The organism is Pseudarthrobacter sulfonivorans (genome assembly GCF_014712225.1).
Taxonomy (GTDB): Bacteria; Actinomycetota; Actinomycetes; order Actinomycetales; family Micrococcaceae; genus Arthrobacter; species Arthrobacter sulfonivorans.
Window position 1 is genome coordinate 184,572 of sequence record NZ_JACXBW010000002.1, and the last position, 11,580, is coordinate 196,151.

Below are 11,580 nucleotides of genomic sequence, written 5' to 3' on the forward strand. Positions count from 1 at the left end.
CAACTGTCGGCGGCTTCCGCCCATCATATACCCCCTAGGGTGTTTTGCGTACCCCCGGGGGTATCTGTAATACTCGGTGGGGTATCCACCCCCGTCCCTTCGAGAGGCCAGCAATGACTCCCCTTTCCACAGCCACAGCCACCACCGCCCTCGCTCCCGAGACCCTTCACGACTGGATGGCCGAGCACCAGGACCTCATGGTCATCGATGTGCGCTCCGCCGCCGAGTTCGGGGCCATGCATATCCGGGGCTCCTACAACGTGCCGCTGCCGCTGCTGTCCGAGCACACCGATGAACTCGCTGCCCGTCTTGGCTCCCGCGTGGTCCTGGTCTGCCAGTCCGGCGCCCGCGCCGAGCAGGCACGCCAGCGCCTGGGCACATCCGGGATCGACGTCGGCTACGTCCTGACCGGCGGGGTGCCCGGGTTCGCGGCTGCCGGCGGCGACGTCGTCCGGGGCAAGCCCCGCTGGGACCTGGAGCGCCAGGTCCGCCTCGCCGCAGGCTCCCTGGTGGTCCTGGGCCTGGCCGGCGGCAAGTTCGTCTCCCCGAAGATCCGCATGCTCGCCGGCGCCATCGGCACCGGACTCACCTTCTCCGCAGCCACCAATACCTGCGCCATGGGCCAGGCCCTCTCCGCAATGCCCTGGAACAAGGCCGCCAAGGAACCCACGCGCGAAAGCGCCATCCTTAGCCTTCCGGTCTCGGACGCCAGGGATGAGGTCAGGGTCTCATGACCGCCGCCCTGCTCCTGGTCCTCGCCCTGTCGGTGGTCATCGGGCTCTCGCTCGGCGTCCTGGGCGGCGGCGGATCCATCCTGACCGTCCCCATCCTGGTCTACGTGGCCGGCTTCGAGGCCAAGGAAGCCATCGCCGCCTCGCTCTTCGTCGTCGGCGTCACCTCCGCGGTCAGCGTGCTCAGCCATGCCCGCGGCGGCAGGGTGATGTGGCGGACCGGCCTGATCTTCGGCGCGGCCGGCATGGCAGGCGCGTTCGTGGGCGGACTCCTGGGCGGGCACATCCCGGGCCAGATCCTGCTGATCGCCTTCGCGGTCATGATGGTGGCCACCTCCGTGGCCATGCTCCGCGGCCGCAAGAGGAAGAACGACGACGACGCCAGCCCCGTCATGCGCGAGCTTCCCCTGGGCAGGGTGCTGCTGGACGGCGCCGTCGTCGGGCTTGTCACCGGACTGGTTGGCGCGGGCGGCGGCTTCCTCGTGGTCCCGGCCCTGGCGCTCCTGGGCGGCCTGCCGATGTCCGTCGCGGTGGGCACCTCCCTGGTGGTCATCGCCATGAAGTCTTTCGCAGGGCTGGCCGGATACCTCACCACCGTCCAGCTCGACTGGGGCCTCACCCTCGGCGTGACGTCCGCAGCCATCGCGGGCTCACTCATCGGCGCCAAACTCGCCGGCCGCATCCCGGAAGCCGCCCTGCGCAAGGCCTTCGGCTGGTTCGTCCTGGGCATGGGGACCTTCGTCCTCATCCAGCAGGCCCCGGCAGAGCTGCGGTGGTTCATCGCCGCCAGCGTCGCAGCCCTCACGGCGGCCACGGCCGGAGTCTGCTGGTTCTTCATCAGCTCCTGCCCGCTGCGCACCCGGAGCAGCAACCGGAGCAGCGTCCCCTCACCCGCCTGAGCCGCCCGCCCGCACGCAATACAAAACTTATTCCCCCGCCTTACCGAAGGAGAGCACCATGCTTATTGAGCGCATTTACGATGAAGACCTTGCCCAGGCCAGCTACCTGATCGGCTGCCAGGCCAGGGGGGAAGCCATCGTGGTGGACGGCCGCCGCGACATTGCGGTCTACCAGGAGCTGGCCAGGCAGAACGGCATGAGGATCGTGGCTGTCACCGAAACCCACATCCATGCCGACTACCTCTCCGGCACCCGCGAACTGGCGGCCGCCACCGGGTCCACGATCTACGTCTCCGGCGAGGGCGGCCCGGACTGGCAGTACGAATTCGACGGCGAAAGGCTCTATGACGGCAGCACCATCACCCTGGGCAACATCACCATCACGGCGGTGCACACGCCCGGCCACACCCCGGAGCACCTGTCCTTCCTGGTGACCGACGGCGCGTTCAGCGACCAGCCCGGCTACCTGCTTTCCGGTGACTTCGTCTTCTCCGGCGACCTGGGCCGCCCGGACCTGCTGGACGAGGCAGCAGGCGGCGTCGACACCCGCTTTGAAGGCGCCAAGCAGCTCTTCGCCAGCCTGCGGGACAAGTTCCTGACGCTGCCGGATTACGTCCAGGTGCATCCGGGGCACGGCGCCGGCAGCGCCTGCGGCAAGGCCCTCGGGGCGATCCCGTCCTCCACGGTCGGCTACGAACGCCGCTACGCCTGGTGGGGACCCTACCTCGCCGCCAATGACGAGCAGGGCTTCGTCGCTGAACTCCTCGAGGGCCAGCCCGACGCCCATGCCTACTTCGGCCGGATGAAGCGCGAAAACCGCCAGGGCCCGGCCGTCATGGGCCGCCGTGCGCCCCTGGCGGAACTGGACACCGCGGACGTCGCCCATGATCTGGCGGCGGATAAGGTCACTTTCATCGACACCCGCTCCAACAGTGAAGTCCACCGGGGCACGGTAGCCCGGTCCCTGAACATCCCGGCCGGCAAGTCTGTGGCCAGCTACGGCGCCTGGGTGGTCAACCCGGAAACGGACAACAACCCGCTGGTGCTGCTGACCCGGGACCAGGAGCAGGCCCAGGACATGCGGGACCACCTGGTGCGTGTGGGCATCGATAACGTTGCCGGGTACCTCACCAGCATCGACGGGCTGCCGGCCACCACGCCGAAGCTGATCCGGCCGGAGGAGCTCGAGGGCTTCGACGCGGCCATGGTGCTGGATGTCCGCAACAGGACCGAGCACGCCGCCGGGCACATCCCGGGTTCGCACCAGCTCAGCGGCGGCCGGCTCATGTGGCACCTGGACGAACTTCCCGCCGGCGGCACCATCGTGACCTACTGCCAGTCCGGTGTCCGGAACTCCGTGGCGGCCAGCGCGCTGCGCCGCGCCGGGTACAGCGTCGTCGAACTCGACGGCAGCTACGCCGCCTGGACCGCCTCGCGGAGTGCGAGAGCGTCCGTGGAAAACGCACATTAAGTGAGAGAGCGTTTGGAAGGTGGACGACGGCGGACTGCCGGGGTTGGGTGCGTACCCAACCCCGGCAGTCCTAACCGCCTCACGGTTCAGCGTCAGCGGGTGTGGTGCGTCGGCTGCAGTTCGTAGACCGGCGTCTCCAGGCCCTCCATCCGGGCCTTGAGCTGCAGGGCCAGGTAGGACGAGTAGTGCCGGCTCTGGTGCAGGTTGCCGCCGTGGATCCAGAGGTTGGGCACGTTGGTGGGCTTCCACATGTTGCGCAGCTCCCCTTCCCAGGGGCCCGGGTCCTTCGGGGTGTCTGAGCCGTAGCCCCAGCACTTGCCCACGCGATCAGCCACTTCGGGAGAGACCAGGTCCGCCAGCCAGCCGTTCATGGAGCCGTAGCCGGTGGCGTACACGACCAGGTCAGCCTCCAGCTCGGTTCCGTCACCAAGGACCACGGCGTTTCCGGTGATCTTGGAGACCTCCCCCGAGCGGAGCTGCACCCGGCCGTCGATGATCAGCTGGGAGGCGCCGACGTCGATGTAGTAGCCGGAGCCGCGCCGCAGGTACTTCACGAACAATCCGGAGCCGTCCACGCCGAAGTCCAGGTCGAACCCCGCAGCTTCCAGCTGGGAGTAGAACTCGGCATCCCGCTCGGCCATCGCCTGGTACACCGGCACCTGCGCCTCGGGCAGGATCCGCATGGGCAGGGACGCGAACAGCAGGTCGGCCTTCTCGGTGGTGACGCCGTTGGCCAACGCCTTCTCCGAGTACAGGTCCCCCAGCGCCAGGTCCATCAGGGACTCGCTCCGGGCGATGTGGGTGGAGGATCGCTGCACCATGGTGACCTCGGCGCCGTGCTCCCACAGGTCCGCGCAGATATCGTGCGCGGAGTTGTTGGAGCCGATCACCACGGCCTTCTTCCCGGTCCAGTCCCCGCCGCCCGGGTGCTGCGAGGAATGGCGCTGCTCCCCCAGGAAGGAGCCCGCGCCGTCGAACGCGGGAATGTTCGGGTAGCCGGAGACGCCCAGGGCGAACACGAGCTGCTTGGGCCGCAGGGTCACGGGTGACCCGTCGCGGACTACACGGACCACCCATTCCTGGGTGCCGTCGTCGTACTCGGCGTCCACGCACTCGGTGCCGCCCCAGTAGTTCAGCTCCATGATCCGGGTGTAGTGCTCCAGCCAGTCGCCGATCTTGTCCTTGGCGGCGAAGACGGGCCAGTCGTCGGGGAACTTCAGGTAGGGCATGTGGTCGTACCAGACGGGGTCGTGCAGGTGCAGGGACTTGTAGCGGTTCCGCCAGGAGTCGCCCGGCTTCTGGTTCTTCTCGATGACGAGGGTGGGGACGCCCAGGCGCCGCAGCCGGGCCGCGAGGCCGATGCCGCCCTGCCCGCCGCCGATGATCACCGTGTAGGGCTGCTCCTCGTAGCCGAGCCGCGCCTCGCGTTCCTCCTTCTGTTCCAGCCAGGAGCGGCGGCCCTTGATGATCTGGTGCGCCACGCTCTTCTCGCGGCGGGTCCCCTTCTTCTCCTCGAAGCCCTTCAGCTCCTGCATGGTGGTGAGCAGGGTCCAGCATTTGCCGTTCCGCAGCCGGAGGTGGCCGTAGCCGCGGGCGGCGGCGGTTTCGAAGGTGATCCAGGCTTCTGTGGTGCCGGCGTCGCCGGTGGCGTCCTCGGCGAGCGTCCAGTTGGCGGGCTGCACGTGGTCCAGCGTGGCCTCGAGCATCTGCCGGATGTCCGCCTTGCCTTCGAGCGTTTTCAGGTTCCAGGTGAAGGCCACGAAGTCGCGCCAGTAACTGTCGTCCTCGAAAAGCCCGACGGCGGCGTCCACGTCGCGCCGCTGCAGCGCGGTATCCAATTCGGTCAGCCAGGCCTGCGCGGCTGCGGTGGGTGTTTCGGTCATGTCCACTCCTTTGTGTCTGATGGTCCGTGTGTCTTGTGGTCCCGGCGGCCCCGTCCCGCCGGAATCCCCTGCGCTAAGCCGGTACGGGCGTGAGCTGCATCACCATTGCAACGCAGTGGGGGTTTCAACCGCGTTACACGGCACTGCCGGCAAGGGCGCCGCCGGTGAGGAGGACACTGTTTTGGACTACGGCCTGAGGTTTTCGGACCCGGCAAAGTATTCGCGTGCCCTGCGCCGCGCCCACGAACTGGTCATCTCCGGTGTCCCGCGCCCGGAGATCCCCAACGACCTGGCGGATTTGTGGCGCCGTTCCATGGCCCTGGGCATCAGCCCGGACCAGCACAGCCCGCGGCACCTGCACGAGGCGTCCGACGTCCTGGAGCTCCGCCGGGAGCACCGGCTGCAGCAAGTCATGCCCGCGCTGAACGACCTGCTGGCCGACGATTCCAGTTCCGGCCGGCACCTGCTGGTGCTCACCGACGCCCGCGGCGAGATCCTCTGGCGGGTGGGCAGCCCGGACGTGCTGCGCCGGGCTGACCGGCTGGAGTTCTCCGAAGGGGCCGACTGGTCCGAGGCCGGCATCGGCACCAACGCCATCAGCGAGGCGCTGCTTACAGGTCGGCCGGTGCAGCTGTTCTCCGCCGAGCACCTGGTCCGCACCCACCACGAGTGGGCCTGCACGGCGGCGCCCATCACGGACCCTTTGACCGGTAAGTTGCTGGGCGTGCTGGATGTCTCGGGGCCGCTGGACACCCTCAGCGCGGACACCCTTCGCATGGTGCGGTGCGCGGTCCGCGTGGCGGAAACTCTTCTGGGACCGCCCGACGGCGGGACCTCCTTGGGCGCCTCTTCTCCGGTTCGTGCCTCGCGGGTGCCCGTTCAGCGGCCTTCTGTTGGTGTGGAGTCGCTGGAGCTGCTCGGCGACAAACCTGCCGCGGTGTTTGCTGACGGCAGCCGGGTGTCGCTGACGCTGCGCCGGGCAGAGATCCTGGCGCTGCTCGATTCCCGCGCCCAGGGGTGGAGCGCCGAGGAACTGGCGTATGAGCTTTATGGCGATGCGGGCACTTCGCAGGCCATCCGGACGGAGATGTTCCGGATCCGGTCGATGCTGGGCGGTGCGGTGGAGTCGAACCCCTACCGGCTTGCTGCCGGGCTGGCCGGGCGCTCCGATTCGGGACGGGTGCTGCGGCTGCTGAGAGAGGGGCGGGTGGCCGAGGCGCTGGATGTGTACACCGCTCCCCTGCTAATTAGGTCCGGTGTTCTCGCCGTGCAGTTGCTGCGGGACCCGCTTGATTTGGCTGTCGGTGCGTCCGTGCGGTCGAGTAGGGATGCCGGGCTGATGGTGCGGTGGTTGTCCACGGATATGGGTTCCGGGGATGTTGAGGCGGTGGAAACACTCGGCCGGCTAGTGGGTCGCGGGGACGCGCGCTACCTGTCGTTCCTGGCTTCCTGCGGTGACTGAGCTCGCGTCAGCGCGCCAAGCCGAGAAAGACGGCAAGTGACTGCTCCATAGAAACCATGGTTTCTGAATCGATCCGGCCGACCCGCCGCCCAAGATTGGCGCGGCGCACCGTAGTGAGCTTGTCCACCATGATCTGGCTGACTCGTTCCAACCCCTCAATGACTGGGATCCACTACCAGTCGGAGCAGTGGAGCGTCCGTCAGGGACGAGGTCAGCGGGAGGACCGTCACCGACTCTGACTCGGTAAACAGGTCATCTTGGATGATGAGTGCCGGCCGTGGTTTCTCGGCGTAAGTTCCGCCGGATACCGTCCACAACTCGCCACGGTTCGCTCCGGCCAGTCTTCCGATATCTGTTCGATGAAGTCCTGATCGTCGCCAGCACGGTCGGCAGCGGCCACGGCCTGCGCCTGACGCTGCGCCTCACGCTTGAACTCTTCAGTGCGGGCATCAGGAACCCACATCTGCATCTGCCGGAACCCCCGCTGGCGCATAGCAATGCGGTGGCGGGCGACACTGTCCCTAACACTCATAAGTCAACGTTGCATGTAACGACTGACACTGTCATGGGTGCACCCGTGACGAGGGGCCCTTCTACCGGTCCCATACGCCCTGACAAGAAATCAGGGCGCGGGAGGTTTGGCCGAAAGGTGCTAGACGCGAGAGAGCGTCCAGCTTTACGACGCAATCCGGGAGCGCCGCGGCCAGTCCGCGCAGGCTCCCGCCACCACCCTTCCCAGCAAGACTTCCGAACGATCTGGAGCAGACATGACCACCGAAGCAGCAAGCACAACCGACCAGAAGAGCCTCCCCTACGTGGCCGTCACCATGGGCGACGGCGCCGGGGTGGGGCCGGAGGTGGTGGTGGCCGCCGTGCTGGATCCGCAGAGCAACGCCGAGTGCCGGCCCGTGGTGATCGGGGACGCGCTGCGCCTGCGCCAGGCCGCGGACATCTTAGGTCTAGAGGCGGACATCCAGAGTATTGAGAACGTCGAGGATGCGGTGTTCACGCCGGGCCGGGTGAACGTGATCGACCTGGCGCTGCTGCCGGAGGACCTGGCGTGGGGGCAGCTCTCCCCCGTGGCCGGGCACGCCGCGTACGAGTACATCCGGGTGGCCAGCGAGCTGGCGATGGCCGGGAAGGTGCAGGCCATCTGCACCGCGCCGCTGAACAAGGAGGCGCTGCACTCGGCCGGGCACATCTTCCCCGGGCACACCGAGCTGCTGGCGCACCTGACGGGCACGGAGGAAGTGTCCATGATGCTGTCCACGCCCAAGATCCGGGTGATCCACGTGACCACGCACATCGGGCTGATGGACGCCATCCGCAAGATCAACCCGGACCTGGTGGAGCGCACCATCCGCCGCGGCCACGAGGCGCTGGTCCGGGCGGGCATCCCGAACCCGAAGATCGGCGTCTGCGCCATCAACCCGCACGCCGGCGAGAACGGCCTGTTCGGCCAGGGTGAGGAAGCCGAGAAGATCGAACCCGGCGTGAAGGCGACGAAGGCTGCCGGGATCAACGTTACGGGCCCACTGCCCGCGGACACGCTGTTTTTCCTGGCCGGCCGCGGCGATTACGACCTGGTGGTGGCCATGTACCACGACCAGGGGCACGGCCCGGTGAAGGTGCTGGGCATCGAGGCCGGCGTGAACATCACGGTGGGCCTGCCGGTGATCCGCACATCCGTGGACCACGGCACCGCCTTCGATATTGCCGGCAAGGCGATCGCGGATTCGCGGTCAATGGTGGAGGCGCTGCACCAGGCAGCGGAGATGGCCACGCTCTCTCGATGATCATCGACTAACTTCAACTTATTTTTCCGAATCCTCGTCGCGCAGCAGTCAGAACCGGACGTCCGCGCGTATAGTTCGTTTATCGCTCATGGAACGGTCGAGATTCCCTACCAATTGATTGTCGATTGCCTACAGGATGTTTTCATGGAAGCCACGGACGACCCTCAACCACCGGCAGGTCCCACCCCGCCGATAAGTTCCCTCGGAATCAAAGTCGGCGGAGTCGTTATTAGTGCACTGGCTTTTAATTGGCTTTCCGACCTTTGGTCTCCTACCGCCCCTGTTGTCATCCTGCTTGCGGTGGTCAGTTTGGGGCTCTTGGCCCTAAGTGATTTGAGTAAATTCGAGAACTCGCCCATTCTAAAAAGAATTGGGGCACTTAAACGTGATGGCTATATCGAGCTCACGCTGGCAGCATTAGTGCTGGGCTTTGTCATCGCTCTTATCATGCTCATACCCCTGTTTCCGACGACGCGGCATATGATTGTTTTGCCTGGTGACTTAGGAGACGGGTTTGGCAATTGGTCGGTTTTTTGGAACTACGAGGTCGGGGCCCTGGCAACTGTCGTTCTGATGGTCGCGGTAGCAGCCTACAGAGCCCCAAGCGTCAGCAGGCAGACCGTCTTTCTAACGTCGGCTGTTTACGGCACTACAGTAGCCTTCACTTACTTCCGTCCGGAAAATGACTTCATAGCTACTTTATTCGGCAGTTTATTGGTTGCAGGTATTGCCACAATACTTTTGGTTGCGCTGCCAACAATGTTCCATGTCCTAAAGTCCTTCTGGGCCCTTGATGCACACGGGCGCAATAAAAACCGGAAGGAAAAGGTGACCATTCCTGTTTATCGTGTTGATCGAAATCAGAATCCTTCGGGTGGCGGGAAAGCTTCAGAGGATTAGGGTCGGCAGCCGCACGGGCCGCCCGAAACAGGGAATGTCGTGGAGCCGGACCTGGCGGCGTCCGTGGCCGACCGCAACGACACCGCAGCCAGGGCAACCAGCAAGATCATCAGCGGTCTCGACGTGCAGAACCAGGCCTGACGCGGTTGTCGTGACGGCACTGACGTGGACACCCTCCACACCGAACAGCGCATCGGCGCGCGTGCACCACTGGCCATGGGAACAAGACATAGAGTTAGTCATGGCAGGGTCTCTTTTTGGTTTTGGTTGCTTGGTCGCTACCAATTCAAAGAGGCCCTGACCTCTTTCCCGCCGCACCACGCCGCACCGAAAACCCAGCCCGGCGGCGGTATCCTCAGACCGGCCTGACCACGCTCATCTTCGAAGGGCCCCTTTTGTCCGGCGACGGTCACCGATGATTCTCCCTAGCCCAGGAGTCCCTATTCAAGTTGCAGTTGGGGCTGGCGTGCAGCACTGGCTTGACTCTCCTCAGCGTCCAGGGCGCTTTCTGCAGGATCTTCGATCAGGTCCGGTTCCAGGCCATTCTCGGACAGGTACTTCATCGCCCTTTCAATGGTCTCGAGCTTCTTCTTCAGCTCTTTCAGGCCTTGGGCTGAATCGTCGGAGAACTCATCCAGCCGTTCGTATTCCCGGCGGAACGCAATCTCGTTCCCAGACAGGATGCTCCACAATGAGTAGTCGGGTTCAAGGTTCTGCCGCTGGCGCAGGATGGCGGCGGTCAAGCGGCGCTGTATCACTGCTTCGACGGTTTCGGCTGTAGTGCCCGGGCTCGCGAGGCTGAACGCGATGCCTCCGCCACCGGCCCCAACAAGCGTCCCGGCCGTCAACAATCCACCGATCATCCCGCCGGGGCCAAATCCGGCCAGGGCACTTGTGATGACTGCCGCGCCCGCCACCCCTGGCGCGGCAGCCAGGGCGAGACCGCCGGTGGCCACCACCAGGGCGACCGCGCCGGCGCCCAGCGTCCCCCATTTCTTCCAGTTGATCACCAGCGCTCCACTAAGGACGTCCTGGGCTCTTTTTGCTGCTTCAAAGACGTGGGTGCCATATTGGCTCCCTAGTCCCATCTCCGCGGTGAGTTCCTGCATGGCGCCGAGCCACTTATCGCGTTCAACGCTAATTTCAAATGGCCTGATCACATTTTCGGATGCAAGAACGGTGAGCAGGGTTACCGCGTCTTCTTTGGTCAGGTGGCGGCTCGGCAGCGGCTCGGGCACGAGGGCCTCTGGGTCCGATGGGTCGAAGGCCAACCTGGCAACCTGCGACGGCAGCGGCCTTCCAGCCTCCCTATTCCGCTGGCGGATCTCATTGATAGCACTGGCTTGCACCTGCCGCAAGGCTCCAGCAAACCGGGCTGCCTGCTCGCCTTCCAGCCGTGACTTCAGTAGATGGGCGTATCGCAATGCCACTAAGGCCGTGAGTTCGGATGCGTCCAATTGGATGTCCAGACCGTGATCCGCGCTGACGATCTCGGTCGACTTCGATCCGAAAAGCGCGAACCCTACGGCTTCGGCGACCGCGTCGTGGGAGAGGTATGACTCGGCGTCGTGTACGTGGTGGTTGAACCCGCTCACGATGCGGAAGTCCAGCATCCAGTTGTACATCGACGACAGGCCTCTGTGGGCAGCGACTGGATCGAGCACGTTCCAGAAGTTGGCCCACCAGGCTAAGTTGGCAGGAGGCTCCTGCATGCTCTCGCGCAGTTTTTCGACGTCGAACCGGCCGCTGGCGAGTGGGCTGCCGATGGTGACCATGCCAACTACTTCGAGCCCTGTTGGCAACCGCTGGAGGAGGTCCACAGCGATCAAGGACCCCAGGCTGTGGCCGATAATCACGATCTGACCGGATGGGGGCAGTTTCTTCAGAATTAGATGGAGAACCTGTGCCCGGACATCCGCGTCGCCGAGGTACTTGCGTACTTGCCCGAAGCCCGGGAGGCTGGCCGAGCCGTTGACGACGAATTCGGCGCCGCCCCAGCCATTCCCTCGGTTGTGTCTTCCCAGGCGGAATTCGAGCGCGGCGGTGCGTCGCTCAAAATCCCGGCGGTTCCGTCGAACGCTATCCCTAGCGGGCTGTTTGACGGTAGTTCGAGGGAGCGGCAAGGATTCGTCGCTGCCCCTCAGTGCATGAGCGTACTTTGGTGCGATCACGCGCGCTCGGTCAATTTCTGGGTATCCAAGGCGGGACAATGCGGCGGTGAGTCCGGTCAACCAAGCGCCGTTCCTGTTTCCGTCGCCGACGCCGTGCAGAAAGAGCAGGAAGGGTTCTTGGGACATTGGAGCTCCGATCAAAATTGAGATTGAGTTTGGTAAATCTGTCGCAGCATCTGGGAGGCCGCGTGGTGCGCATCCGTTTGCGGGACGGCATGCGCACCTGCATTCTGAAATTAATTGGCACCGGGCATCGAGGGTAGTACC

General features: G+C 65.2%; 11 protein-coding genes. 6 read left to right on the plus strand and 5 right to left on the minus strand.

Going from position 1 to position 11,580, the window contains the following annotated elements:
• The first annotated feature begins 113 nt into the window (after positions 1–113).
• From IAQ70_RS03195 to IAQ70_RS03205, 3 genes are read left to right on the plus strand one after another with little or no spacing between them, the layout of a single operon-like run.
• Entirely contained in the window at positions 114–734 is a 621-nt protein-coding gene (locus IAQ70_RS03195) for a rhodanese-like domain-containing protein (RefSeq protein ID WP_190987861.1), read from the plus strand.
• On the plus strand, positions 731–1,630 hold the full coding sequence (locus tag IAQ70_RS03200; RefSeq protein ID WP_190987862.1) for a sulfite exporter TauE/SafE family protein: 900 nt from the start codon (positions 731–733) through the stop codon (positions 1,628–1,630). The genes IAQ70_RS03195 and IAQ70_RS03200 overlap by 4 nt, the downstream gene beginning before the upstream one ends.
• Before the next feature lie 58 nt (positions 1,631–1,688).
• The gene (locus IAQ70_RS03205; protein ID WP_190987863.1) at positions 1,689–3,101 is read left to right on the plus strand and encodes an MBL fold metallo-hydrolase; all 1,413 of its coding nucleotides are present in this window, start codon (positions 1,689–1,691) and stop codon (positions 3,099–3,101) included.
• 92 nt (positions 3,102–3,193) lie between these two features.
• On the opposite strand, the gene IAQ70_RS03210 is transcribed toward IAQ70_RS03205, so the two are convergent.
• The gene (locus IAQ70_RS03210) at positions 3,194–4,984 is read right to left on the minus strand and encodes an NAD(P)/FAD-dependent oxidoreductase (RefSeq protein ID WP_190987865.1); all 1,791 of its coding nucleotides are present in this window, start codon (positions 4,982–4,984) and stop codon (positions 3,194–3,196) included.
• Between the two features lie 115 nt (positions 4,985–5,099).
• Between IAQ70_RS03210 and IAQ70_RS03215 the strand changes: the two genes are divergently transcribed.
• Positions 5,100–6,446 carry a GAF domain-containing protein gene (locus tag IAQ70_RS03215; RefSeq protein ID WP_317983564.1) on the plus strand — a complete coding sequence of 449 codons (1,347 nt, stop codon included), beginning with the start codon at positions 5,100–5,102 and terminating at the stop codon, positions 6,444–6,446.
• 7 nt (positions 6,447–6,453) lie between these two features.
• Here IAQ70_RS03215 and IAQ70_RS23010 read toward each other — a convergent pair whose 3' ends face one another.
• From IAQ70_RS23010 to IAQ70_RS23140, 3 genes are read right to left on the minus strand one after another with little or no spacing between them, the layout of a single operon-like run.
• On the minus strand, positions 6,454–6,576 hold the full coding sequence (locus IAQ70_RS23010) for a type II toxin-antitoxin system PemK/MazF family toxin (RefSeq protein WP_263406474.1): 123 nt from the start codon (positions 6,574–6,576) through the stop codon (positions 6,454–6,456).
• A gap of 25 nt (positions 6,577–6,601) precedes the next feature.
• Positions 6,602–6,712 (minus strand): hypothetical protein, encoded by a 111-nt coding sequence (locus tag IAQ70_RS23015; RefSeq protein WP_317983573.1) that lies wholly within the window; start codon positions 6,710–6,712, stop codon positions 6,602–6,604.
• Positions 6,673–6,978, minus strand: coding sequence for an antitoxin MazE-like protein (locus IAQ70_RS23140; RefSeq protein WP_190987866.1), 306 nt, complete (start codon positions 6,976–6,978; stop codon positions 6,673–6,675). Before IAQ70_RS23140 ends, IAQ70_RS23015 begins: the two co-directional genes overlap by 40 nt.
• Before the next feature lie 235 nt (positions 6,979–7,213).
• On the opposite strand from IAQ70_RS23140, the gene pdxA reads away from it, so the two are divergent.
• Positions 7,214–8,242: a 4-hydroxythreonine-4-phosphate dehydrogenase PdxA gene (pdxA, locus tag IAQ70_RS03230; protein ID WP_223858743.1), complete on the plus strand. Its 1,029-nt coding sequence runs from the start codon at positions 7,214–7,216 to the stop codon at positions 8,240–8,242.
• Positions 8,243–8,386: 144 nt separating this feature from the next.
• On the plus strand, positions 8,387–9,142 hold the full coding sequence (locus IAQ70_RS03235) for a hypothetical protein (protein WP_190987867.1): 756 nt from the start codon (positions 8,387–8,389) through the stop codon (positions 9,140–9,142).
• Between the two features lie 440 nt (positions 9,143–9,582).
• Here IAQ70_RS03235 and IAQ70_RS03240 read toward each other — a convergent pair whose 3' ends face one another.
• Positions 9,583–11,439 carry an alpha/beta hydrolase family protein gene (locus IAQ70_RS03240; RefSeq protein ID WP_190987868.1) on the minus strand — a complete coding sequence of 619 codons (1,857 nt, stop codon included), beginning with the start codon at positions 11,437–11,439 and terminating at the stop codon, positions 9,583–9,585.
• Between the last annotated feature and the right edge of the window lie 141 nt (positions 11,440–11,580).

What these genes read in the sequence shown, in the direction of transcription:
- IAQ70_RS03195 (WP_190987861.1), top strand. Translation starts at nt 114, where the DNA reads ATGACTCCCCTTTCCACAGCCACAGCCACCACCGCCCTCGCTCCCGAG.
- IAQ70_RS03200 (WP_190987862.1), top strand. Translation starts at nt 731, where the DNA reads ATGACCGCCGCCCTGCTCCTGGTCCTCGCCCTGTCGGTGGTCATCGGG.
- IAQ70_RS03205 (WP_190987863.1), top strand. Translation starts at nt 1,689, where the DNA reads ATGCTTATTGAGCGCATTTACGATGAAGACCTTGCCCAGGCCAGCTAC.
- IAQ70_RS03210 (WP_190987865.1), bottom strand. Translation starts at nt 4,984, where the DNA reads ATGACCGAAACACCCACCGCAGCCGCGCAGGCCTGGCTGACCGAATTG.
- IAQ70_RS23010 (WP_263406474.1), bottom strand. Translation starts at nt 6,576, where the DNA reads ATGGTGGACAAGCTCACTACGGTGCGCCGCGCCAATCTTGGGCGGCGG.
- IAQ70_RS23140 (WP_190987866.1), bottom strand. Translation starts at nt 6,978, where the DNA reads ATGAGTGTTAGGGACAGTGTCGCCCGCCACCGCATTGCTATGCGCCAG.
- pdxA (WP_223858743.1), top strand. Translation starts at nt 7,214, where the DNA reads ATGACCACCGAAGCAGCAAGCACAACCGACCAGAAGAGCCTCCCCTAC.
- IAQ70_RS03235 (WP_190987867.1), top strand. Translation starts at nt 8,387, where the DNA reads ATGGAAGCCACGGACGACCCTCAACCACCGGCAGGTCCCACCCCGCCG.
- IAQ70_RS03240 (WP_190987868.1), bottom strand. Translation starts at nt 11,439, where the DNA reads ATGTCCCAAGAACCCTTCCTGCTCTTTCTGCACGGCGTCGGCGACGGA.